Annotated in this window: 21 protein-coding genes and 1 pseudogene; 13 read left to right on the forward strand and 9 right to left on the reverse strand. The window is 62.4% G+C overall.

Going from position 1 to position 23543, the window contains the following annotated elements; genetic code table 11:
• Positions 1-15 precede the first annotated feature (15 nt).
• From thiC to thiE, 5 genes are all read left to right on the forward strand, one after another.
• Positions 16-1929 carry a phosphomethylpyrimidine synthase ThiC gene (gene thiC, locus GWL_RS22275; RefSeq protein ID WP_008334751.1) on the forward strand — a complete coding sequence of 638 codons (1914 nt, stop codon included), beginning with the start codon at positions 16-18 and terminating at the stop codon, positions 1927-1929.
• 5 nt (positions 1930-1934) lie between these two features.
• Positions 1935-2135: a sulfur carrier protein ThiS gene (gene thiS / locus GWL_RS22280; protein ID WP_008334753.1), complete on the forward strand. Its 201-nt coding sequence runs from the start codon at positions 1935-1937 to the stop codon at positions 2133-2135.
• A gap of 80 nt (positions 2136-2215) precedes the next feature.
• Positions 2216-3025, forward strand: a complete 810-nt coding sequence (locus tag GWL_RS22285; protein ID WP_008334754.1) for a thiazole synthase — start codon at positions 2216-2218, stop codon at positions 3023-3025.
• A 2-nt stretch (positions 3026-3027) separates the two neighbouring features.
• Complete coding sequence (locus GWL_RS22290; protein ID WP_008334755.1) at positions 3028-3894, forward strand: hydroxymethylpyrimidine/phosphomethylpyrimidine kinase; 867 nt, start codon at positions 3028-3030, stop codon at positions 3892-3894.
• 1 nt (position 3895) lies between these two features.
• Positions 3896-4528, forward strand: a complete 633-nt coding sequence (gene thiE / locus GWL_RS22295) for a thiamine phosphate synthase (protein ID WP_008334756.1) — start codon at positions 3896-3898, stop codon at positions 4526-4528.
• A 301-nt stretch (positions 4529-4829) separates the two neighbouring features.
• On the opposite strand, the gene GWL_RS22300 is transcribed toward thiE, so the two are convergent.
• The 6 genes from GWL_RS22300 to aroQ all read right to left on the reverse strand — a co-directional run bounded on the left by GWL_RS22300 (position 4830) and on the right by aroQ (position 9433).
• Positions 4830-5291 (reverse strand): hypothetical protein, encoded by a 462-nt coding sequence (locus tag GWL_RS22300; protein ID WP_157174309.1) that lies wholly within the window; start codon positions 5289-5291, stop codon positions 4830-4832.
• 10 nt (positions 5292-5301) lie between these two features.
• The gene (locus tag GWL_RS23995; RefSeq protein ID WP_237713621.1) at positions 5302-6204 is read right to left on the reverse strand and encodes a hypothetical protein; all 903 of its coding nucleotides are present in this window, start codon (positions 6202-6204) and stop codon (positions 5302-5304) included.
• Positions 6201-6446 (reverse strand): hypothetical protein, encoded by a 246-nt coding sequence (locus GWL_RS22310; protein WP_034351624.1) that lies wholly within the window; start codon positions 6444-6446, stop codon positions 6201-6203. The genes GWL_RS23995 and GWL_RS22310 overlap by 4 nt, the downstream gene beginning before the upstream one ends.
• A 253-nt stretch (positions 6447-6699) precedes the next feature.
• Complete coding sequence (locus GWL_RS22315) at positions 6700-7194, reverse strand: Dps family protein (protein WP_008334773.1); 495 nt, start codon at positions 7192-7194, stop codon at positions 6700-6702.
• 235 nt (positions 7195-7429) lie between these two features.
• The gene (locus GWL_RS22320) at positions 7430-8671 is read right to left on the reverse strand and encodes an MFS transporter (RefSeq protein WP_034351625.1); all 1242 of its coding nucleotides are present in this window, start codon (positions 8669-8671) and stop codon (positions 7430-7432) included.
• 192 nt (positions 8672-8863) lie between these two features.
• The gene (gene aroQ, locus GWL_RS22325; protein WP_034351626.1) at positions 8864-9433 is read right to left on the reverse strand and encodes a gamma subclass chorismate mutase AroQ; all 570 of its coding nucleotides are present in this window, start codon (positions 9431-9433) and stop codon (positions 8864-8866) included.
• 107 nt (positions 9434-9540) lie between these two features.
• Here aroQ and GWL_RS22330 point away from each other — a divergent pair, with 107 nt between their 5' ends.
• The gene (locus GWL_RS22330; RefSeq protein ID WP_008334786.1) at positions 9541-11820 is read left to right on the forward strand and encodes a UvrD-helicase domain-containing protein; all 2280 of its coding nucleotides are present in this window, start codon (positions 9541-9543) and stop codon (positions 11818-11820) included.
• An 81-nt stretch (positions 11821-11901) separates the two neighbouring features.
• On the opposite strand, the gene GWL_RS22335 is transcribed toward GWL_RS22330, so the two are convergent.
• From GWL_RS22335 to GWL_RS22345, 3 genes are all read right to left on the reverse strand, one after another.
• A complete protein-coding gene (locus GWL_RS22335) occupies positions 11902-13011 on the reverse strand; it encodes a J domain-containing protein (protein WP_008334789.1) in 1110 nt (369 codons plus the stop codon).
• Between the two features lie 66 nt (positions 13012-13077).
• Positions 13078-13983 carry a carbohydrate kinase gene (locus GWL_RS22340; RefSeq protein WP_008334791.1) on the reverse strand — a complete coding sequence of 302 codons (906 nt, stop codon included), beginning with the start codon at positions 13981-13983 and terminating at the stop codon, positions 13078-13080.
• A 51-nt stretch (positions 13984-14034) separates the two neighbouring features.
• Positions 14035-14997, reverse strand: coding sequence for a sugar-binding transcriptional regulator (locus GWL_RS22345; protein ID WP_008334792.1), 963 nt, complete (start codon positions 14995-14997; stop codon positions 14035-14037).
• A gap of 322 nt (positions 14998-15319) precedes the next feature.
• Between GWL_RS22345 and GWL_RS22350 the strand changes: the two genes are divergently transcribed.
• The 7 genes and pseudogenes from GWL_RS22350 (at position 15320) to xylB (ending at position 23524) form a co-directional block, all read left to right on the forward strand.
• Complete coding sequence (locus GWL_RS22350; RefSeq protein ID WP_008334797.1) at positions 15320-16675, forward strand: sugar ABC transporter substrate-binding protein; 1356 nt, start codon at positions 15320-15322, stop codon at positions 16673-16675.
• A gap of 153 nt (positions 16676-16828) precedes the next feature.
• Positions 16829-17803 carry a carbohydrate ABC transporter permease gene (locus tag GWL_RS22355; RefSeq protein WP_008334799.1) on the forward strand — a complete coding sequence of 325 codons (975 nt, stop codon included), beginning with the start codon at positions 16829-16831 and terminating at the stop codon, positions 17801-17803.
• Between the two features lie 32 nt (positions 17804-17835).
• A pseudogene (locus tag GWL_RS22360) lies at positions 17836-18615 on the forward strand (carbohydrate ABC transporter permease); the annotation flags it as partial.
• Positions 18615-19340, forward strand: coding sequence for an HAD family phosphatase (locus GWL_RS22365; protein ID WP_008334804.1), 726 nt, complete (start codon positions 18615-18617; stop codon positions 19338-19340). The pseudogene GWL_RS22360 and the gene GWL_RS22365, both read left to right, overlap by 1 nt.
• Positions 19341-19391: 51 nt before the next feature.
• Positions 19392-20510 (forward strand): ABC transporter ATP-binding protein, encoded by a 1119-nt coding sequence (locus tag GWL_RS22370; RefSeq protein WP_008334806.1) that lies wholly within the window; start codon positions 19392-19394, stop codon positions 20508-20510.
• Between the two features lie 37 nt (positions 20511-20547).
• Complete coding sequence (dalD, locus tag GWL_RS22375) at positions 20548-21981, forward strand: D-arabinitol 4-dehydrogenase (RefSeq protein ID WP_008334809.1); 1434 nt, start codon at positions 20548-20550, stop codon at positions 21979-21981.
• A gap of 70 nt (positions 21982-22051) precedes the next feature.
• On the forward strand, positions 22052-23524 hold the full coding sequence (gene xylB, locus GWL_RS22380; RefSeq protein WP_008334811.1) for a xylulokinase: 1473 nt from the start codon (positions 22052-22054) through the stop codon (positions 23522-23524).
• Positions 23525-23543 lie beyond the last annotated feature (19 nt).

A 23543-nucleotide genomic window follows, 5' to 3' on the forward strand; every position in this document is an offset into this window, starting at 1 on the left:
AGCAAAGGAGCCGAAATGAATGCCAACCCTAAATTCCTGTCCGCCACGGCGACCGTCGACGAGGCCGCCGTCCAGCCTCTCCCGAATTCCCGCAAGATCTACGTGACCGGCTCGCGCCCGGATATCCGCGTGCCCATGCGCGAGATCAGCCAGGCCGACACCCCCGCCATGTTCGGTTCGGAAAAGAATCCGCCGATCTATGTCTACGACACCTCCGGCCCCTACACCGACCCGGACGTGAAGATCGACATCCGCGCTGGTCTCTCCACCCCGCGCCTGCCCTGGATCCTGGAACGCAACGATACCGAGGAACTGCCCGGCCCGACTTCCGAATACGGTCAGCAGCGCCTGAACGACCCGGCCCTGGCCGAGCTGCGCTTCAACCTGCACCGCAAGCCGCGCCGCGCCAAATCCGGCGCCAACGTCACCCAGATGCACTATGCCCGCCGCGGCATCATCACCCCCGAGATGGAATTCATCGCCATCCGCGAAAACCTGCGCCGCAAGGAGTATCTGGAACAGCTCAAAGCCTCCGGCCCCATGGGCAACAAGCTGGCCGACCTGATGGGCCGCCAGCATCCGGGCCAATCCTTCGGTGCATCGATTCCCGCCGAGATCACCCCGGAATTCGTGCGCGACGAAGTCGCACGCGGCCGCGCCATCATCCCCGCCAACATCAACCACCCGGAAGTCGAACCGATGATCATCGGCCGCAATTTCCTGGTGAAGATCAACGCCAACATCGGCAACTCGGCCGTCACCTCCTCCATCGGCGAGGAAGTGGAAAAAATGACCTGGGCCATCCGCTGGGGCGGCGACAACGTCATGGACCTCTCCACCGGCAAGAACATCCACGAGACCCGTGAATGGATCATCCGCAATTCGCCGGTGCCCATTGGCACCGTGCCGATCTACCAGGCCCTGGAAAAGGTCAACGGCAAGGCCGAAGACCTGACCTGGGAAATCTTCCGCGACACCTTGATCGAGCAAGCCGAGCAGGGCGTGGACTACTTCACCATCCACGCCGGCGTGCGCCTGCAATACGTGCCGCTGACGGCCAAGCGCATGACCGGCATCGTCTCGCGCGGCGGTTCCATCATGGCCAAGTGGTGCCTGGCGCATCACCGCGAATCCTTCCTCTACGAACACTTCGAAGAGATCTGCGAAATCATGAAAGCCTATGACGTCAGCTTCAGCCTGGGTGATGGCCTGCGTCCCGGCTCGATCTACGACGCCAACGACGAAGCCCAGCTGGGCGAGCTGCGCACCCTGGGCGAACTGACCCAGATCGCCTGGAAGCACGACGTGCAGGTGATGATCGAAGGCCCCGGCCACGTGCCCATGCACCTCATCAAGGAGAACATGGATCTGCAGCTGGAGCAGTGCCACGAAGCGCCGTTCTACACCCTCGGCCCCCTGACCACCGACATCGCGCCCGGCTACGATCACATCACCTCCGGCATCGGCGCCGCGCAGATCGGCTGGTATGGCACGGCCATGCTGTGCTACGTCACCCCCAAGGAACACCTGGGCCTGCCCAACAAGACTGACGTGAAGGACGGCATCATCACCTACAAGATCGCCGCCCACGCCGCTGATCTGGCCAAGGGCCATCCGGGTGCGCAGATCCGCGACAACGCGCTGTCCAAGGCGCGCTTCGAGTTCCGCTGGGAAGATCAGTTCAACATCGGCCTGGACCCCGACAAGGCGCGCGAATTCCACGACGAAACCCTGCCCAAGGATTCGGCCAAGGTGGCGCACTTCTGCTCCATGTGCGGCCCGCATTTCTGCTCCATGAAAATCACCCAGGAAGTGCGTGATTACGCCGCCAAGGAAGGCATCTCCGAGATCGATGCCCTGAAGCAGGGCATGCAGGTGAAATCGGTCGAGTTCGTCAAGATGGGCGCCGAGATCTATTCGAAGCAGTAAGCGCCATGCAGATCGAACTGAACGGCAAGCCGCACCCGCTGCCTGACGGCGCCACGCTGGACCAGCTCATTGCCGGCCTCTCCCTGGCCGGCAAGGCGGTGGCCGTGGCGGTGAACCGCCAGGTGGTGCCCAGCGCGCAATGGCCTGAGCGCGCGCTGGCCGAGGCCGACAAGGTAGACGTAGTGCGCGCCATCGGGGGCGGATGAAAGATTGTTCTGCTGCGGCGCGCGAGTGCCGCCAGCAGCCGCCTCCCGTGGCACGCAGCTCCCACAGACAAGGAATCGACATGAACATGAACGACGCCCCCCACCTCACCGAGGACAAGGGCCTGACCATCGCCGGCAAGACCTATCGCTCGCGCCTTTTGGTCGGCAGCGGCAAGTACAAGGACCTCGACGAAACGCGCGCGGCGACGGTGGCCAGCGGCGCCGAGATCATCACGGTAGCGATCCGCCGCGTCAACATCGGCCAGGACCCGAATGCGCCCAGCCTGCTGGACGCGGTGCCGCCTTCCGAATTCACCATCCTGCCCAACACCGCCGGCTGCTACAACGCCACCGATGCGGTCTACACCCTGCAACTGGCGCGCGAACTGCTGGGCGGCCACAAGCTGGTCAAGCTGGAAGTGCTGGGCGACGAGAAGACGCTTTTCCCCAACATGCCCGAAACGCTGAAAGCCGCCGAGACCCTGGTCAAGGATGGCTTCGACGTGATGGTCTATTGCAGCGACGATCCGATCCAGGCGCGCATGCTGGAAGATCTGGGCGTGGCCGCCGTCATGCCGCTGGCCTCGCTGATCGGCTCGGGCATGGGCATTTTGAATCCCTGGAATCTCTCGCTCATCATCGAGCAGGCGCGTGTGCCAGTGCTGGTCGATGCCGGCGTGGGCACGGCCTCCGATGCGGCCATTGCAATGGAGCTGGGCTGTGATGGCGTGCTGATGAATACCGCCATTGCCGGTGCGCGCGATCCCATCCGCATGGCGCGTGCGATGAAACTGGCGGTGGAAGCGGGCCGCGAGGCCTTCCTCTCCGGTCGCATCCCGCGCAAGTTTGCCGCCTCGCCGTCCTCGCCGATGGCCGGGCGCGTGGCGTGAGCATGCAGGCAGCTTATCGCTCCACGCCACCCTGCGTGCTGGTCTTCTCCGGCTCCGACCCCAGCGGCGGGGCCGGCATGCAGGCCGATATCCCGGCCATCACGGCACTGGGTGCGCATCCCTTGTCGGTGCCGACCGCATTGACGGTGCAGGACAACGTCAGCGTCTTTGCAGTGCATGCGCTCGATCCGGCGCTGGTGCGGCATCAGGCGCAGGTGTTGATCGATCGCTTCGCCATCGCGGCGGTCAAGCTCGGCATCGCCGGTAGCCGTGAAAATGCCGAAGTAATCGCCGACCTGATTCGCCAACTGCGCGTACACGATCCGCACTTGTCGGTGGTGCTTGATCCGGTACTGGCCAACGGCAAGGGAGACCAGCTCTCGCGCGATGATGCCGCACGCGTGATCGAGCCGCTTTACGAACTGGCCACCGTGATTACCCCCAACCTCAACGAGGCGCGGCGTCTCTGTGGCGACGATGAACCGGCGCGGCAGGCGGCCTTGCTGATGGAGCGGGGCTGTGCGCACGTGCTGCTCAAGGGCGGGCATGGCCCGCAGGAGCAGGATGTGATCAATCGCTGGTACGGACAATTGTTCCGTTCCGAATTTGCGCAAGAGGCCATTGAAAGCGCGCGCTGGCGCTGGACGCGGCTGCCTGATGAATTCCACGGCAGCGGCTGTACGCTGGCCGCCGCCCTGTCGGCCTGCCTGGCGCGTGGCCTGCCCATGCGCGATGCCATCGACCTGGCGCAGCAGTACACGCAGCAGGCGCTGTCGACGTCCTATGCGATTGCTGACGGGCAGCGCATCCCCAATCGCGTGCCTGCCTTTGGACCTGTTATTGACGCCGCCGTTGCGGCAGGAGCCTGACATGAAACCCGAGTATGCAAAGCATCTGCGTGGGCTGTACATCGTCACGCCTGATTGGGACGATCTGTCCCAATTGATGGCCGCTACTGAACTGGCGCTGCAGAATGGTGCCGCGCTGGTGCAGTACCGTCACAAGACCGCGTGCGTCGAGCAGCGACGTGCACAAGCCTCGGCTCTGCTGGCTCTGTGCCGACAGTACGATGCGCCGCTCATCATCAATGATCATGTGGACCTGTGCCTCGAGATCGATGCCGATGGCATTCACGTCGGTGGCACGGATGCCTCCATTGCCGAGGTGCGCAAGGCCGTGGGACCCGACCGCATCGTTGGAGCCTCGTGTTACGGTACGCTGGAGCTGGCCCATGCGGCGTATCGCGATGGTGCCAGTTATGTCGCCTTCGGCGGCTTCTATCCGTCGCGCGTCAAGAAATACGATTTCCGCACCGCACCGGAAATCATTGCGCAATCCAAGCGCGAGATCCCCTTGCCGGTGGTGGTGATCGGCGGCATCACGCTGGAGAACGCGCCGCCGCTGGTGGCGCAGGGGGCTGACATGGTGGCCGTCATCAGCAGTGTTTATCTGGTGCCGGTGGAGGAGCGCAAGACGCGGCAGTTGGCGGATCTGTATCGTTGATGAACGCAACCGAGGACGCCTTATATCTGATGAATCCCGTCCAGCGTGGTTTTCTGCCGCAATGCTCATGCAGAAAATGGTTTCAATTCGGGAGGTCTTGCATCACTTGGCGGATTCTAGAACCCATTTCATAAATAGGCGTGAGATGCGTTCTGGACAGAACCCGGAGGGAGCGGCCCGTTTGGGCGAATTGCTGCGTTACGAATTTGGGTCAAGACGCCCAGTCTTGACCCAAATTCGCGCCTTGCACTTCATCCCAAACGGGACTCGCTCGCACTCACGCCTATTTATGAAATGGGTTCTAGAAATTCACAAAATCGAAGGGCTTTAATTTTTGAAGCAGATCGTCCCAACGACCTCGGGTGAACACGGTGACTGCACGTTGGTAGATATCATCGTCATGAAATCCCGTTAGCGTGATACCGAGATTGAGCAAAACGATAAACCCGACGCTTTCGTATGGATTGCCATCGAGATTGACCAACTTTCTAAATATTTCCTTTGGTGGATCAGTGAAGATCCTGCTGCCGTCAAACTCCAATTCAAGTATGTTCCGGCTAAATCCAACTTCGACAAGCGCGTCCTTGTTCAAATCGTAAGTCGTCAGTAATCCATTGTCTCGCCGGTACTCTGTGGTCTCGCCAGAGAAGCCTTTTTCTTTCGCGATAGGCGTACCGATCAACTTTTCAATCATTACGCGGTTCATGCCGAAGCGAAGATCACCTACGCCTGAATATGGCTGAATTTCAAATTGGCTATTCATAGTCCTTGCACTATTTTAGTAATCCGTGTTTTTCGAGGCACTTAAAATATTCGAGCATCTCAAGCATGGCTTCATTGTATTTTCGCGGGCTATCAATACTTCTTGATATCCGGCGTACATCCCTTATTTCGATGGCCATGGCTTTTCTCCATTCGCCTTTGTTGAGCAGATCCTTAATCATCTCACGATACAATTCTCCTTGAAGTCCCTTGTTGCCGTTACTCTTTGTCTTGCCGTGATCTGTGGGAGCCATTTGAATCGCGGGGCCATCCCTCGGATCTAAGGGGCTCACCTCTCTAACAGGCATATGATGCGAATCTTTTCCGTCGTTAACAGGCTTGCTCGTCTGGCTGTGTGCTCCTCCTCGATAAGGCCCTTTGCCACTGCCCCGTCGTAAATGATCGCAAGGCCCTTTCTCCTTTTTCTTGATAGTTGTATCTTTGCCGCCCCTCTTGCTGCCACCGCCTGTCTGAGTCGCTTTGCCGGGATTAGCGTCCTTCGCGGCCTTGGCGCGTTCTACGGCTTCTCTTGCAGACCTCACGGCTTTGCTAGTTTCTTCAGCGTCGCGCGCGCCCTTGGCGACTCTCGTCGCACTGACCGCACGCTTGGCGACCTTGCCTGCCGTCGTGACCACCTTGCCACCCGGGATCATGCTCGCCGCAGCGATCCCCGCTTCAACGTAGTCGCCCTCGGCGGTATAGATCGCCGCATCGATCGCACCCGTGATGACCGACAAGCCCGGAACGAAACTGGCCACGCCTAGCACACCGTGCACCCAGGGACTGGACTTCTGCCAAAACGTTTTCTCGGCCGCAGTCTCTGCCTTGATGGCTGCGTTGGCTCCGCCACCGTGTGGTTCGATGCGCGTGAACGACCTGTCTGCCTGTTCGAGGGTGACACCTTTGGTCGTCATGACACTGTATCCCAGGTCATGTCGACCGGAAGGCAAGGCAAGTCTTCGATTTCAAACCAGCTGTGATCGGCCAAGCGCTCAAGAACGGGCGCGAAGTCGCGTGGCAACGCCTCGCTGGCGTCAAGCCGGTTGTCTAGCGGTTCATGTTGGGAGACGAGGTGAAACGGGGAAACCCGCCGCAGAATGCGGGTGTAGAGATAGTCCGGAAGCAGCTGTTCCAGACCCGGGGGCGCTTTGGGCATGCGAAGATCCTGTGCTCATCAAGTATCCCTCCCTGATGCAACACTGGCCCGCATTCTAATGTTTCCTTGCGGAAATCCGCAACCCCCGGATGATGACTTCGGCAATGAAGCGCTGAAGACGCGACTGACTCACACCGTGCCTGCCGAGGCTATCGCTCGATAAAAAAACAGCCCCGGCCGAGTGAACGACCGGGGCTGCAGGATACAGCGTGCGAGCGCTTTACATGCCTCGCAAAAAGAACCAACTCTTGCGTCAGCCTTCCAGCAGGCTGCGCAGCATCCACGCATTCTTTTCATGCAGCTGCATGCGCTGGGTCAGCAGGTCGGCGGTCGGTTCATCAGCGGCGGCATCCACGGTCGGGAAGATCGAACGCGCGGTGCGGGTCACGGCTTCCTGGCCGGCCACCAGCTGGGCGATCATCTCTTGCGCATTGGGCACGCCTTCGGCTTCGGGGATCGAAGACAGCTTGGCGAATTCCTTGTACGAACCCGGTGCCGGATAACCCAGCGCGCGGATGCGTTCAGCGATCAGGTCCACTGCCAGTGCCAGTTCGTTGTACTGGCCTTCGAACATCAGATGCAGGGTGTTGAACATCGGACCGGTCACGTTCCAGTGGAAGTTGTGGGTCTTCAGGTACAGCGTGTAGGTGTCGGCCAGCAGCTTGGACAGGCCGTCAGCAATCTTCTTGCGGTCCTTGTCGTTGATGCCGATGTTGATCGAGGGGGCTGCCACATTCTTCTTTGCCATCATTCGCTCCTTAGCTGTTCGGTTTTTCGTAAGCGGGTACATAACACTGCGCACTCCGCGATTCTATTGCAAATCGCAGACGGACAAACTGCGACCACGCAACTATTGATGAGACAGTGGGGCCGACGTTCCCTATTTCAATCGATTTTAGAGATAAATGCACGCCTATAAATCAATCGGGCCGATAGATCAAAACCTATCAGCCCGAGGTGCACTGCCTGCAATCGCAATCAGATCAAGTCTTCGCGCCCTGCTGCGCACTGCGATACAAGGACAGCGACAAGGCCACGCCACCAATGGCTGCGATGGCGGCAAACAGGAACACCTGCGCATACCCCAGCTGTCCTGCGATGGCCCCGGCCAGCGGGCCGGTCACGCCCAATGCCAGATCGAGGAATACCGAATATGCCGCCAGTGCCGCGCCACGATTGGCCGGCGACACCAGGCTGACCGCTTCCACCCCCAGCGACGGGAACACCAGCGCAAAGCCGAAGCCGGCCAGGCCCGCGCCCAGCAGCGCCAGTGCCGGCGTGGTGGCGCTCCACAGCAGCAACAGTCCGACGGACTCGGTCAGGAAGCACACCACGGCCACGCGATATCCACCAAAGCGCGTAATGACATTGGCAAACAGCAGGCGCGCACCGACGAAGGCGGAGGAGAAGGCGGTCAGCGCAAAGGCCGCCCCGCTCCAGTGCTGGTCGGCGTAATAGAGGGTGATGAAGGTGGCGATCGAACCGAAGCCGATGGTGCCGAAGGCCAGGCCCATGCCATACGCAAACACCTTGCGCAGCACCAGTTTGAAGGACAGCTGTTCACCCGGGACCACCGGCGTGACCGGACCACCGCGCGCCAGCAGATAGCCCAGCACGGTGAGCAGCATGCCCGTCAGGCCGATCACGGCAAAGCCCAGCGAGCGATCCAGCACCACGCCCAGCGGGGCGCCGATGGCCAGCGCGGCATAGGTGGCAATGCCGTTCCAGGAGATCATCTTGGCGGTGTTCTCCGCACCCACGCGCCCCACACCCCACATGATGGCGCCGGTGCCGACCAGACTCTCGCCCAGGCCCAGGAAAGCGCGGCTGGCAAACAGCAGTACCAGCGACAGGAAGGGCAGCGGCTGCGCCAGGGCCGAGAGCAGCAACAAGCCGCCGCTGGCCGAGCACAGCAGCATGCCGCGCATGACGGTGTGCTTGGCGCCCATGGTATCGATCATGCGACCGGCATTGGCGCGGCTCACGAAGGTGGCGAAGTACTGCACGCTGATGCCCAGCCCGGCGATCACCGAGCTATAGCCCAGGTCCAGGTGGATGTAGCCCGGCAGCACCGCCATCGGGATACCGATGGCCAGATAAACCAGGAAGGTGAAGAAGGCAGTAGAAATGATCTGCCGCGTGACCCTGGCCGGCGTCAGCGGACGCGGCGCGGCGGCAGGCACGGACGTGCCGGTGGAACTGGGACTACAGGAATCGTCGGACATGGCGGGAAAATCGGAACGTGAATCCGGAACAACAAGCCGGAAGAGAAGGCCGCGCGCGCCGGTGTGCGCGTGAACAGCAACCCGAATTCTACTCCCGCCCTAAAAATGCTGCAGGACAGCAAAAGATTTTTTCCTGTCAATTCAGCAACTTAGTCGTTTTTGTGCGACGGCATGTTGCCGCCCGGGCGCATCTCAATGCTGGCAGCGCAGCGCTTCGGTGGCCCGCGCGCGCACGGCCGGCGCATAGTCGGCGCCGAGGATTTCCGGTTCCAGCTCGGCCAGATCGCGCTGCACGGCCGGTTCGCACCAGTGGCCGTTCAGGCGTGCCAGGGCCGCCAGCAGGTCAGGCGTGAGGCGATCCAGGACCGGGCGCACCTGCAGCGCCAGGTCAGGCGGATTGGTGAAGGGCGGGCGTTGCTCCACGCGCCACTGGCGATGCAGGTCGCGCTGCACGATCTTGCCGGCCTCGAACTGGTCCTGGAAGAAGCGCCGCGTCCAGGCGGCATCCAGGCCCAGTTTCTGCGCGCGGGCAGCGACGTCGTCGAGAATCACCGCTTCGCGCACCGGGTCGTCGATGGGGGCGTGCGAGTTCCACTTGCTGCGGGCCACGGGCGTGGCCACATCCAGGCGGGTCTTCTGCAGTGTCAGCAGTTGTTCGACATCGCTGCGCGATGCCGGTGGGGGCGTCGTGGCGCAGGCGGTGAGCAGCAGGGCGGCCAACAGGGGGAGGGCGTAGAGGGGGCGGGAAGACAGACGGCGCATGAGCGGGAGCGTGGTGAGTTGAAAACGGCTGTGGATAAATCAACTGGCCGCAGTATAGCGCTGCGCCTGCCCGCCCGGTCATGGCACGCGCCCTTTATAATCGCGGGATGCAAAATCTTCTCCACAACCTCAATGACGAGCAGCTCGCCGCCGTGACGCTGCCCGCGCAATCGGCGCTGATCCTGGCCGGTGCCGGTTCCGGCAAGACCCGGGTGCTGACCACCCGCATCGCCTGGCTGATCCAGACCGGGCAGGTCTCGCCCTCGGGCATCTTGGCGGTGACCTTCACCAACAAGGCCGCCAAGGAAATGACCGCGCGCCTGTCGGGCATGCTGCCCATCAATACGCGCGGCATGTGGATCGGCACATTCCATGGACTCTGCAATCGTCTGCTGCGCGCGCATCACAAGGATGCCGGACTGCCGCAGACCTTCCAGATCCTCGATACGCAGGACCAGCTCTCGGCCATCAAGCGTTTGTTGAAGCAGATGAACGTGGACGACGAGAAGTATCCGCCGCGCAACCTGATGTACTTCATCAACAGCGCCAAGGACCAGGGCCTGCGCGCCAAGGATGTGGATGCCTACGATGACTACAACCGCAAGTTCGTCGAACTCTACGAGCTCTACGACCAGCAATGTCAGCGCGAAGGTGTGGTCGATTTTGCCGAGCTGCTCTTGCGCACCTATGAATTGCTCTCGCGCAACCAGCCCTTGCGCGAGCACTACCAGGGCCGCTTCCGTCACATCCTGGTGGACGAGTTCCAGGACACCAACGACCTGCAATACAAGTGGTTGAAACTCATGGCCGGCCAGCACGGTGCGGTCTTCGCGGTGGGCGACGATGATCAGAGCATCTACGCTTTCCGTGGGGCGAACGTTGGCAACATGTCGGCCTTCGAACAGGAATTCCATGTGGAAAACCTGATCAAGCTGGAGCAGAACTACCGTTCGCACGGTCATATCCTCGACACCGCCAACGAGCTCATCGCCAACAACAGCAAGCGTCTGGGCAAGAACCTGCGCACCGATGCCGGTCACGGCGAGCAGGTGCGCGTCTATGAAGCCACCAGCGACCTGCAGGAAGCGCAGTGGATCATCGAACAGGTCAAGGACCTGATCGCCGAAGGCTGGGCGCGTAGCGAGATCGCCATCCTCTATCGTTCCAATGCGCAGTCGCGCGTGCTGGAGCATGCGCTCTTCAGCTCGGCCATTCCCTATCGCGTCTATGGCGGCCAGCGCTTCTTCGAGCGCGCCGAAATCAAGCACGCGATTGCCTACCTGCAGCTGATGGACAACCTGCACAATGACTCGGCCTTCCTGCGCGTGGTCAACTTTCCCACGCGCGGCATCGGTGCCAAGGCCATGGAGTCCTTGCAGGATGCGGCGCGCCAGTATGGCTGCTCGCTCTATGCCGCCGTGCCTTATGTGGCGGGCAAGGCGGGCTCATCGCTGAACGCCTTCATCAAGCTCATCGAAGGTGCGCGCTTCGAGACCCAGCATCTGCCGCTGCCCGAAATGGTCAAGGTGGTGCTGGACCTGTCCGGCCTGATGACCCACTACCGCAACGAAAAGGAAGGCGCAGACCGCATCGAGAACCTGGAGCAATTGGTCAGTGCTGCTACGCTCTTCGTCTCGGAAGAAGGCTATGGCCTGGACGCCCCGGCCTTCCTCGGCCCGCAGGCGCAACCCACGGCCGGCACGGCCATCACCACCGCGGATGGTGTGGAAGTGCTCGATGCCGATGCCCCGCTGGTGACCATCATGTCGCCGCTGTCGGCCTTCCTCTCGCATGCCTCGCTGGAGGCCGGCGACAACCAGGCCCAGGCCGGCCAGGATGCCTTGCAGCTGATGACGGTGCACTCGGCCAAGGGACTGGAATTCGACGCGGTCTTCATCACCGGCATGGAAGAAGGATTGTTCCCGCATGAGAACAGTGCCAAGGAAGAGGGGGGCGTGGAAGAAGAGCGTCGCCTGATGTACGTGGCCATCACGCGGGCCAGGAAGCGGCTCTTCATGACCTTCTCGCAGACCCGCATGCTGCACGGCCAGACGCGCTACAACATGCGCTCACGCTTCTTCGATGAAATGCCGGAGCAGTCGATCAAGTGGCTCTCGCCCAAGATCGCCCAGCATCACTGGTTCGCCAATCCCAAGTCGGCCTGGGATGAAGTGCCGGAGGCGGGCAACAACAAGATTGCCCAGAGCTTCTCGCGCCAGACCGATTCCGGCTGGCGCATCGGTCAGAACGTGTCGCATGCCAAGTTTGGCGAGGGCGTCATCGTCAACATCGAGGGTGGTGGTGGCGCGGCACGGGCGCAGATCAACTTCGGCAAGTTCGGCATGAAACTGCTGGATCTGTCGGTGGCCAAGCTGGAGAAAATCTGAGGGTCCACTGTCGCTGTTGAGGTGGTGTTGAACAGGAAAACGCCCCGTTGTGTTGAAATGGACAACGGGGAGAACACCCCCTCAAAACTCCCCCATCCCCCTTAGTCTCTGTTGCTTCAGCCAGACCTTGATCTGCTGGACATCCTCGAAATCCGCCAACATCGACCGCAGCGCCTTGCCGTCTTCGCGCATCCAGGTCATTTCCTTGTTCAGATCGCGCACGACGCTCTTGGGTGACACGCGCGCAAACGGCGGCAGTCCATAGGTCTGCCTGAAATGCTGCTCGACGTGGAAAATTTCCTGATCCAGCTCGGCCAGCTGTTCCTTGAGAATCTGGTTGTAATGCTTCAATCGTTCCGCACTGATGTCGTTCAATGCAGCCTGGTCGATATGTTCCAGTTCCAGCTGGAGCTCAAGCAGTCTGAGCAGATCGTTCTTTTCATACGCCTGGTTGACCTGCTGCATCAGCAAGGTCTTGCGTTCACGCTCGGTGGCGTCAGGTTCGCGGTCGGGATGCAGGGCGCTGGCCAGCTTGCGGTAGACAGCGCGGATGGATTGGCTCAGTTCGGTACGCTCAGTCTCGCGTTTGACCTCCGCCGCGCGCTGGCGGGGCGACTTCTTCCGGCTGGCGCGACGCTCCTCGCGTGCTTGCTCCGCTGCCAGCTGCTCCCGCTCCCGCTCCTCGAGCAGGGCTTCCATGCGCTGCATGATCTCTTCCGGCGTTGCACTGCCCAGGTCGTCACCCAGATCAATGTCCAGCATGTCTTCGATTACCTCCCTGACCTCGTTGAGATCCGCGTCGGCCTCCAGATCATAGTCGGACGCACTGTGCTGGTTGTAGATGAGCTTGAGTTCCGGGTCATCATTCTTCACAAGCAGGCGATGCGCCATGTCGGCAATCAGTTCCGAGAGCATGCCCCGCTCACCCTTGGTCAAGCCCTTCTGCGGCCATGCTTCATGCAGACGCCGGACCAGCCTGCCATTGAGCTCCTGCAACTCCCGGTCCAGCGGCAGGAATTGAGCAAGATACTTTTTCTGGAAGTCCGCCGTGGCACTCTCCCATTCCTGCAGACCAGCGCGCCGCTTGCCGATCTGCTTGATCAGGTCATTGAACTTCTTCTGGGCTTGCGAGAGGGGCGCATCCTGGCTTGCATCGGCAATGCTGACGCTGCGCAGAGGGGGTTTATTCATGGAAGTCAGGGGGGAGCAATTCAGAAGCAGGGATTCTAACCGTATAGGGGGAACGCAAATAATCGGTCAGCCGTGACCGATCATGGCTTGTACTTCGTCCCACGTGGCGGCATACGCGCCCGCCTTCGAGGCCGCAATGGCCGCGCCGGCCGCCGCACATTGCAGATGGACCTGGGCGGGGGCCTCCGGCTGGCGCAACTGGCTGGCAATCCAGCCGCCCATGGAGGCGTCGCCGCAGCCCACGGTGTCGATTACCTCGACACGATAGGCCGGCTGGTCGATGACCTGCTCGCCCTTGATCCACTGCATGCCCCTGGCGCCCAGGGTGTACAGAATCTCCGCCTGCGGGGCCAGGGATTGCAGGGTGGCCAGCGCATTGGTATCACCGGGGAAGAGGCGCTCCAGGTCTTCGTCGGAAACCTTCACGTAGTGCGACAGCGACAGCAATTGCTGGAACAGGATGCGATACGACGGGCTGTCCATCAGCTTGCGCCAGTTCGGATCGAAGGCGATCTTCTTGTTGCGCAGTGCCGCTTCCTGGGCGATCTGCAACAGCCGCGAGGCCAATGGTTCGCGGGTCAGGCTGATGCAGCCGAAGTGCAGTACGCGCGCCTCGTCCAGCCATCCGGCCGGCAGGCGCTGCGGGTCGAAATGCAGGTCGGCGCTGTCGTCGCCGATGAAGAAGTAATCGGGCGGCGTGGTCGAGGTCACCATGGCCAGCAAGGGAGCCTTGGCGTGCTGCTGGGTGAAGCGCATGTCCAGTCCGGCCGCTTGCGTCAAGGCATACAGCTCGGCCCCGAAGACATCGGTGCTGACACTGCCGGCATAGCCGGTGGCCACGCCCAGGCGGGCGGCGGCGCGCGCCACGTTCCAGCAGGCACCGCCAGGAATGGCGCGCCACTGGCCGTCAGGCTGGCGGATGAAATCGGTCAGGGCTTCGCCGAAGACGACGAATGCGGCGCTCTGGGTCATGCTGGTCTCCGTGGGCTTGTCGTTGTGTAAGGTAGTCAATGCGTAGCTGGCTCAATCCTGCAATGCGTGGCGCGCGCAGGTCTCGTCGGTGACGAGACCCGTGAGCCAGCCGCCGCGCAAGGCCGCACGCACGGCGTCGGCTTTCTTGCTGCCGCCGGACAGCGCGATCACGGGCCGTTGCGGGGCCTGCGCCAGCGGCGGTGTGGTCACCCGTGCGGCCAGCGAGGAGCTCAGCATGGCGCCGTCCCGATCGAAGGCGTGGCAGATCATCTCGCCCACCGCGCCCTGGCGCTGCAGGTCGGCCACTTCCTCGTCGTCGATGAAACCGTCTTCGTGCATCGCGCCCTGCAGGGCGATGGTGCCGATGCCCAGGAAGGTCACGTCGGCGCGTTCGGCCAGGCCGGTCACGATCTTGTAGGCGCGGTGGTTGCACCACTGCTGACGGTCGCGTTCGCTCTCGGCTACGCGCGGCGCGGGCAGCAGGTAGAAACGCGCACCCAGTTTTTCTGCCGCTTGCAGGGCGACGTCGTAGCGATTGGCCGACCCGTCGGAGGCAAAGGCGCCGATCATCGAGACGATCTGGTGCTGCGGGCGCTCCAGTTCCGACAGGCGCTCGATGGCCGCCTTGAGCGTGCGCCCCGAGCCGACATTGACCACCAGCGGCGCCTGCGAACTGAGATATTGCTCCATCACCTCGGCCCCGGCCACGGCCAGCATCTGCTGCACTTCCTGCGATTCGTTGGGATTGTCCGCACCGCCCGCCCCCGGCACTACCCGGCAGACTTCCAGCCCGTAGCGCTCTTGCAGGCCCTGCGCCAGCTCCAGGCAGGAGGAGACCGGATGCGTGATCTGCACCCTCACCAGGTTGGCATCGGCCGCATAGGCCACCATGCGCTGCGCCATCTGGCGCGAGATACCGAGCCGCTCGGCAATTTCGTTCTGGGTGTTGCCGGCCACGTAGTACATCCACGCGGCGCGCGCCGCCAGGTCCAGTTTGGATGCGCTGCTAGACATGTTCTCCTCGCCAGCCGCCCCGCCATGACCATGCAGGCGGGCGCGGACTGTCTCTGTGATGTTGATCGGGGTGAATTCCCTGCTGGGTCGCCATTTTACGGCCAGTTGACCACGCCATTATTGCGAAGCTTGGGCAAATGCTCAATCGAAAAGCAAATGCTTGACATGAATTCGAGAATCGATGAATATTTGCCCATAAAAATAATATTTGCTCAAAACTCGTTCGCAAAAATCGCCTTTCCCTGCATGCGTGCATGGGCCTGACCGGCCGCTGCCACCCAGGAAGAACGTGCAGGAGGGCCCATAACATTCGGAGACCAGCATGTCCAAACTCGTGCGCCCTCGTGCGTCCGGCTTCACCCGCGTTCGCTTCACCCTGGCCGCTGCGGCCATCTCGACTCTGTTTGCTGCCGGGCTGGCGCAGGCCGAGCCGGTGACGCTGAACATCGCGTCCATCAACAACCCCGACATGATCGAGCTGCAGAAGCTGGCACCGGCCTTCGAGAAGGCCCATCCCGACATCAAGCTGCGCTGGGTCACGATGGAAGAGAGCGTGCTGCGCCAGCGTTTGACCACTGACATCGCCACCAACAGCGGTCAGTTCGACCTGATGACCATCGGTGCATATGAAGCGCCGATCTGGGCCAAGAAAGGCTGGCTGGCGCCGATGACCGGCCTGCCGGCGGACTACGATGAAGCCGACCTGATCAAGCCGGTGCGCGAAGGACTGACGGTCGATGGCAAGCTCTACGCGCTGCCGTTCTACGCCGAAAGCTCGATGACCTATTACCGCAAGGATCTGTTCGAGCAAAAGAAGCTGACCATGCCGCAGCGTCCGACCTGGGACGAGATCGCCAAGCTGGCCGCGCAACTGCATGATCCGGCCAAGGGGGTCTATGGCATCTGCCTGCGCGGCCGCGCCGGCTGGGGTGAGAACATGGCCATCATCACCACCATGGCCAATGCCTGGGGTGGTCGCTGGTTCGATGAGAAGTGGCAGCCGCAGCTGTCTTCGCCGGAGTGGAAGAAGTCGGTCAATTTCTATGTCGACCTGATGCGCAAGTACGGTCCGCCGGGCGCCAGCTCCAATGGTTTCAATGAAAACCTGGTGTTGTTCTCCAGCGGCAAGTGCGGCATGTGGGTCGATGCCACGGTGGCCGCCGGCATGCTCTATCACGGCAAGGATTCCAAGGTCTCCGACAAGACCGCCTTTGCGCCGGCGCCGATGCAGGTGACCGACAAGGGTTCGCACTGGTTGTGGATCTGGTCGCTGGCCGTACCGAAGTCCTCCAAATCGCAGGACGCGGCCAGGAAGTTTGCCGCCTGGGCCACCTCCAGGGAATACATCAACCTGGTGGCCAAGGATTCCGGTTGGGCTCTGGTGCCGCCGGGTACGCGCAACTCGACCTATGCCTCGGCCGAGTACAAGAAGGTCTCGCCCTTCTCCGACTTCGTGCTCGATGCGATCCAGACGGCGGATGCCAACAAGCCGACCTTGAAGCCGGTGCCCTATACCGGTGTACAGTTCGCCACCATCCCCGAGTTCCAGTCGATCGGAACCGTCACCGGCCAGGCCATTGCCGGTGCGCTGGCCGGCAAGACCAGTGCCGACGCCGCACTGGATGCAGCCCAGGCTCAGGCCGTGCGGATGATGCGCCAGGGGCGCTACCTCAAGTAAGGCGTCGCGCAGGTCCTTCCGATGGCATGCAGCGTGCTGCATGCCCCGCGCGCGGTGTGAGCGGCATGCCTCTATGCCGACCGGCGCCGCGCCGTTCTCCCCGGCTGCCCGCTGCTTGCGAGCGGGCAGCCGGATTGAAATGCCGAGGCCGTCATGTCCACGATCCACTCCACCCAGGTGTCGTCCACCTCACCGATGATGCAGAGTTCTTCCCAGCCTGCTGCCCGCAGGCAGCAGACCAGTCCGCCGCGCAAGGAGCGCTTAAATCCAATCCGCCTGATGCAGATGCCCTCGGTGCTGATCCTGCTGGCCTGGATGATCGTGCCCCTGGCGATGACCATCTATTTCTCGGTCAATCGCTACAACCTCCTGGCACCTGACCAGACCGGTTTCGTCGGCCTGGAGAATTACGCCTTCCTGTTGCAGGACCCGGCCTTCTGGCCCTCCATTGGCAATACCGCCCTGCTGATCGGTTCGGTGCTGGCCATCAGCGTGATCGGCGGCACCTTGCTGGCGGTGCTGTTCGACCAGCCTTTCCGCGGACGCGGCATTGCGCGCCTGCTGGTCATCGGCCCCTTCTTCGTGATGCCCACGGTGGCCGCGCTGATCTGGAAGAACATGATCATGCACCCGGTCTACGGCATCCTGGCTTACGTGATGCGCCATCTGGGGCTGGAACCCATCGACTGGCTGGCCGAATTTCCCATGCTGTCGGTCATCATCATCGTGGCCTGGCAGTGGATTCCCTTTGCCTTCCTGATCCTGCTGACGGCCCTGCAGTCGCTCGATACCGACCAGAAGGAAGCCGCCCAACTGGATGGCGCGGGACCGGTGCGCATCTTCTTCTACATCGTGCTGCCGCACTTGAAGCGCGCCATCACCGTGGTGATCATGATCGAGACCATCTTCCTGCTGTCGATCTTCGCTGAAATCTTCACCACCACCGCAGGCGGCCCCGGTACGGCCACCACCAACCTGACCTTCCTGGTCTATTCGATCGGCCTGCAGCAGTTCGATATCGGTATCGCCTCGGCCGGCGGCATCTTCGCGGTGGTACTGGCCAATATCGTCTCGTTCTTCCTGGTGCGCATGCTGGCCAGGAACCTCAAGGGAGTCAACGAAAAATGAGCGATCCAAAGAAAAGCCCCCTGTGGGTAACGCTGCTGGGCTGGACCTGCGCCATCGTGCTGTTCTTCCCCATCTTCTGGGTGGCGGTGACGGCCTTCAAGACCGAATCTCAGGCCTATACACCCTCGCTGATCTTCCTGCCAACGCTGGACACCTTCCGCGAAGTCTTCAGTCGCAGCCACTACCTGGGCTATGTGCAGAATTCGCTGATCGTCTCGCTGGGCTCGACCCTGCTGTCGCTGCTGCTGGCGGTACCGGCCGCTTACTCGATGGCCTTTTTCCCGACCGGTCGCACGCAGAAGCTGCTGCTGTGGATGCTCTCCACCAAGATGATGCCGGCGGTGGGGGTGCTGATCCCGATCTACCTGCTGGCCAAGAATACCGGCCTGCTCGATACGGTGACCGGCCTGACCATCATCTACACGCTCATCAACCTGCCCATCGCGGTGTGGATGGCCTTCACCTACTTCAATGACGTGCCCAAGGAAATTCTCGAGGCAGCCCGCATCGATGGTGCCAACGCCTGGCAGGAAATGATTTACCTGCTCCTGCCGACGGCCATGCCGGGGCTGGCCTCCACGGCCCTGCTGCTGGTCATCCTGTCGTGGAATGAAGCCTTCTGGAGCCTCAACCTGACCAGCATCGATGCGGCGCCGTTGACGGTCTTCATTGCCTCCTATTCCAATCCGGAAGGATTGTTCTGGGCCAAGCTGTCGGCGGCGTCGCTGCTGGCCATTGCTCCCATCATGGCGCTGGGCTGGCTGGCACAGAAGCAGTTGGTACGCGGCCTGACCTTCGGCGCGGTGAAATGATGATGGTCCGTCAGGCGATCACCCATCTGATCTGTGACTGCGACGGCGTATTGCTCGACAGCGAGAGCATCGCGCTGCGCGTGCTGCATCGTGAATTGCTGCCGCTGCTGCCGGCCTGCAGCGGGGCTGACGACGAGCAGCATGAGGCACAGCGCAGTGCCGCCCTGCATAGCGCCATTGCGCATCGTCTGGGCATGTACACCGACATCCTGCTGGGCGAAGTCGATATGGAATTCGAGCTGGGTCTGGATGCGATCCGCACCGAGCGCATCCATCAGAGCGTGGCGCTGGCCTGCGGCGAAGAAGCGCAGCCGGTGCCGGGCGTGGTCGAGGCCTTGCAGGCGATCCGCCTGCCGCGCGCGGTGGCCAGCAACAGCGACGCACCACGCATCGAGGCGGGCCTGCGTCGCTGCGGTTTGTATCCGCAGTTTGCCGGACGAATCTACAGCGGTCACGATGTGGCCCATCCCAAGCCTGCGCCGGATGTGTATCTCGCCGCTGCCGCCGGATTCGGCGTCGAACCGGCGCGTTGCGTGGCGGTCGATGACAGCGTCACTGGCGTGCGAGCGGCGGTGGCCGCCGGCATGCACGTACTGGGCTTCACCGGTGTGGCGCATGACCGCAAGGCGATGGCGCGCAAACTGAAGGAGGCCGGTGCGCATCAGGTCTTCGAGGACATGAAACAGTTTCCGCAACTGGTGAGTGAATTGATCTGGCTGCGCTGAACAAGCAACAAGCAGCGCGCAGTCCCCCTACAAGAGAACGAGGAGAATCCCATGGCAGCCGTGAGCATCAGAAATCTGGCCAAGCGCTACGACGACAACGAAGTCATGCGCGACATCAATCTGGACATCGAGGATGGCGAATTCGTCGTCTTCGTCGGTCCCTCGGGCTGCGGCAAGTCGACCTTGCTGCGCATGATCGCAGGACTCGAAGAGATCAGCGATGGCGACCTCGACATCGGCACCCGCCGCATGAACGACGTACCCGCCTCCAAGCGCGGCGTGGCCATGGTGTTCCAGTCCTATGCGCTGTATCCGCACATGAGCCTGTACGACAATATGGCTTTCGGCCTCAAGATCGCCGGCAAGTCCAAGGCCGAGATCGATGCCGCCGTCCAGCATGCGGCGAAGATCCTGCACATCGATCACCTGCTGGACCGCAAGCCCCGTGCGCTCTCCGGCGGCCAACGCCAGCGCGTGGCCATCGGTCGTGCCATCACGCGCCAGCCCAGCGTGTTCCTGTTCGATGAACCGCTGTCGAACCTGGATGCAGCCCTGCGCGTGAAGATGCGCCTGGAATTCGCCAAGCTGCATGATGAACTCAAGACCACCATGATCTACGTCACCCACGACCAGATCGAAGCCATGACCCTGGCCGACAAGATCGTGGTGCTCTCCGAGGGCCGCATCGAACAGGTAGGCTCGCCCCAGCAGCTCTATCACCATCCGGCCAATCGCTTCGTGGCCGGTTTCATCGGTTCGCCCAAGATGAACTTCATCGATGGCAGCGTGGCCGCCATCCAGGCCGAGGGTGTACAGGTGCAGTTGCCCGGTGGCGGCCTGCAATGGGCAGCCGTCGACGGCAGTACGCTGCAGGCGGGCCAGAAGGTCACGCTGGGCGTGCGTCCGGAACATCTCAACATCGCCGAAGGCCAGGCCGCGCTGCAGGCACGCTGCACGGCACTGGAACTGCTGGGCGATTTCTCTTACCTCTATGCGGCCTATGAGGGCAGCGAAGATGCGTTGATCCTGCGGGTTCCCGACAGTCTCGATCCGCCGCATGGCAGCCTCTTGCACCTGGCCGCTGATCCGGCGCGCTGTCACCTGTTCGGTGCCGACGGTCAGGCCTTGCCGCGCCTGGCATCGAGCGGGGCGGCGCAGCGCCAGCATTGACCTCTCCGTACATTCACTTCATCGACAAGGACCAGGCATGACCCGTACCGCCACCTCTCCCGACCAGGACGCCGCCGACAGCCTCACCTGGCTGCACATCGGCGCCGGCTCCTTCCATCGCGCCCATCAGGCGGTCTACCTCAATGCCTTGCGCGAGAGTGGTGCCGACCGTCGCTGGCAACTGGCGCTGGCCAATATCCGCGCCGACATGAGCCCGCTGCTGGAGGCGCTGGCGCGCCAGCAGGGCCAGTACACGCTGGAAACCGTCACGCCCCAGGGTGAGCGCAGCTACCAGCGCATCGCCGCCATCGGCCGCATCCTGCCGTGGGATGCGCAGCTCAAGCAACTGATCGCCGCTGGTGTCGAAGAACGTACTCGCATCATCTCCTTTACCGTGACCGAAGGCGGCTACTACCTCGACCACCACTACCAGCTCGACACCGGCAACCCCGACCTGGCCGATGATCTGCGTTGCGCCCTCGATGGCAGCGGTACGCCCCGCACCATCTACGGCACGATTGCCGCGATCCTGCGTGCGCGCAGCCAGGCGCATCCGCAAGCGGCCCTGACGCTCCTGAACTGCGACAACCTGCGCCACAACGGCGAGCGTTTTCGTGATGGCCTGCGCCAGTTCCTGAGGCTGCGCGGCGAGACCGCACTGGTGGCCTGGATGGAGGCCAACACCAGCAGCCCGAACGCCATGGTGGACCGCATCACACCCCGCCCAACACCGGCGGTTGCGGCCCGTGTGAAGGAAAAGACAGGTGTCGACGATCCCTGCGCCCTGATGGGCGAGTCCTTCATCCAATGGGTGATCGAAGACGACTTCAAGGCCGGTCGTCCACGCCTGGAGGCGGCGGGCGTGGAGATGGTGCAGTCGGTGCTGCCCTATGAGGAAGCCAAGATCCGCATCCTCAATGCCAGCCACAGCTGCATCGCCTGGGCCGGTACGCTGGTTGGGCTGCAATACATCCACGAGGGCACGCTGCGCGACGATATCGGCCAGATGGCGCATGACTACGTAACGCAGGACGTGATCCCCTGTCTCACGCCCAGCCCCATCGACCTGGCGGCGTACCGCGATACGACGCTGGCGCGCTTCTCCAACCCGGCCATCCAGGACACCAACCAGCGCGTGGCCGCCGATGGCTATTCCAAGATCCCCGGCTTCATCCGTCCGACCTTGCAGGAGAGCCTCGATGCGGGCCGTCATCCGCAGGCCACCGCCATGCTGCCAGCCCTGTTCCTGGCCTTCCTGCAGCGCTGGGCGGCTGGCCAGCTGCCTTACGAATACCAGGACGGCATCTTCGATGCAGCCGCTGCGCGCCGCATGCTGGAGGCCGAGGATGTCGTGCTGGCTTTCTGTCAGGATGCCGTGCTGTGGGGCGAACTGGCCGGTGATGCGCGGCTGGTGGCGCTGGTACGTACGGCCCATGAGCGCGTGCAGCAGTGGCTGACGCAGGCGCGCTGAGGCTGCCCTTTGTGGGCGAGGCAGCATAGAATTGCCGTTCCATGACGGATAACGAATAACGAGGAGCACCATGTATCTTGGGATCGACCTGGGTACGTCCGAGGTCAAGGCGGTGGTGATTGACGACGCGGGCGCGCTGCTGGCATTGGCCGGAAGTACGCTGAGCGTATCGCGCCCGCATCCGCGCTGGTCCGAGCAGAACCCTGCCGATTGGTGGCAGGCCACCTGTGCCACCGTGGACAAGCTGCGCGAGCAGCTCGGCAGTGAGCGTTTTGGCAGCATCCGCGCCATTGGCCTGTCGGGGCAGATGCACGGAGCGGTGTTGCTGGATGCGCAGGATGCCGTGCTGCGTCCGGCCATCCTCTGGAGCGATTCGCGCAGTGCTCCCGAATGCGCCGAGCTGGAACGCCGCGCGCCGCGCCTGCATGGCATCGCCGGTAACCTGGCCATGCCGGGCTTCACCGCGCCCAAGCTGCTATGGGTGGCGCGGCATGAGCCGCAGCTGTTTGCGCGCATCGCTACCGTGCTGCTGCCCAAGGATTGGCTGCGTTTGATGATGACCGGTGGCAAGGTCTCCGATCCGTCGGATGCGGCGGGCACGCTGTGGCTGGATGTGGAAGGACGCAACTGGTCCGATGAATTGCTGGCCGCCTCGGGCATGCGGCGCGACCAGATGCCCATGCTGGTCGATGGCAGTGCAGTGTCCGGTACGTTGTTGCCGGAAGTGGCGCAGGCGTGGGGGCTGGATGCGGACGTCATCGTTGCTGGTGGTGCTGGCGATGGTGCGGCCAGTGCGGTCGGGATCGGTGCAGTCAGGCCGGGTGATGGCTTCCTTTCGCTGGGCACCTCGGGCGTGCTGTTCGTGGTCAATGACCGCTTCCGCCCGAATCCAGGACGCGCGATTCACGCCTTCTGTCATACGCTGCCGCAGCGCTGGCACCAGATGAGCGTGATGCTTTCGGCGGCCAGTTGCCTGCGCTGGTTCTGCCGTCTGTGTTCGGTGGACGAGAAAAGCCTGCTGGCCGAGATCGAGCAACTCGATGAGGAAGCGCGCAACAATGCCCCATTGTTCCTGCCGTATCTGTCGGGCGAGCGCACCCCCCACAATGATCCTTATGCGACCGGCGTCTTCCACGGGCTGACCCCGGAACACCAGCGTGCCGCCCTCGGTTATGCGGTACTCGAGGGCGTGGCCTTCGGCATGGTGGATGGGTTGGATGCACTGCGTGCAGCGGGCACGGATGTGGCCGAATTGTCGCTGGTAGGGGGTGGAGCGCGTAGCGTCTATTGGGCACAATTGCTCGCCGATGCGCTGGAGGTCCGCATCGTCACGCACGTGGGTAGTGAAGCCGGTGGTGCGCTGGGTGCGGCACGGCTGGCCTGGCTGGCCGATGGGGGTGACGAAGCCGAGGTCTGCCGCAAACCGGCCCGGCAGGCGCTGTACCAGCCGGATGCGGCAAGGCATGCGGCCCTGCAGGTGCGCTTGCAACGCTATCGGGCCATCTATGCGCCGTTTGCACCCTTGCACGGGGAGGGCCCTTAACTTCAATCAGAGGAGAGAT

The sequence above is a fragment of the Herbaspirillum sp. GW103 genome (assembly GCF_000261365.1).
GTDB lineage: Bacteria > Pseudomonadota > Gammaproteobacteria > Burkholderiales > Burkholderiaceae_D > Herbaspirillum.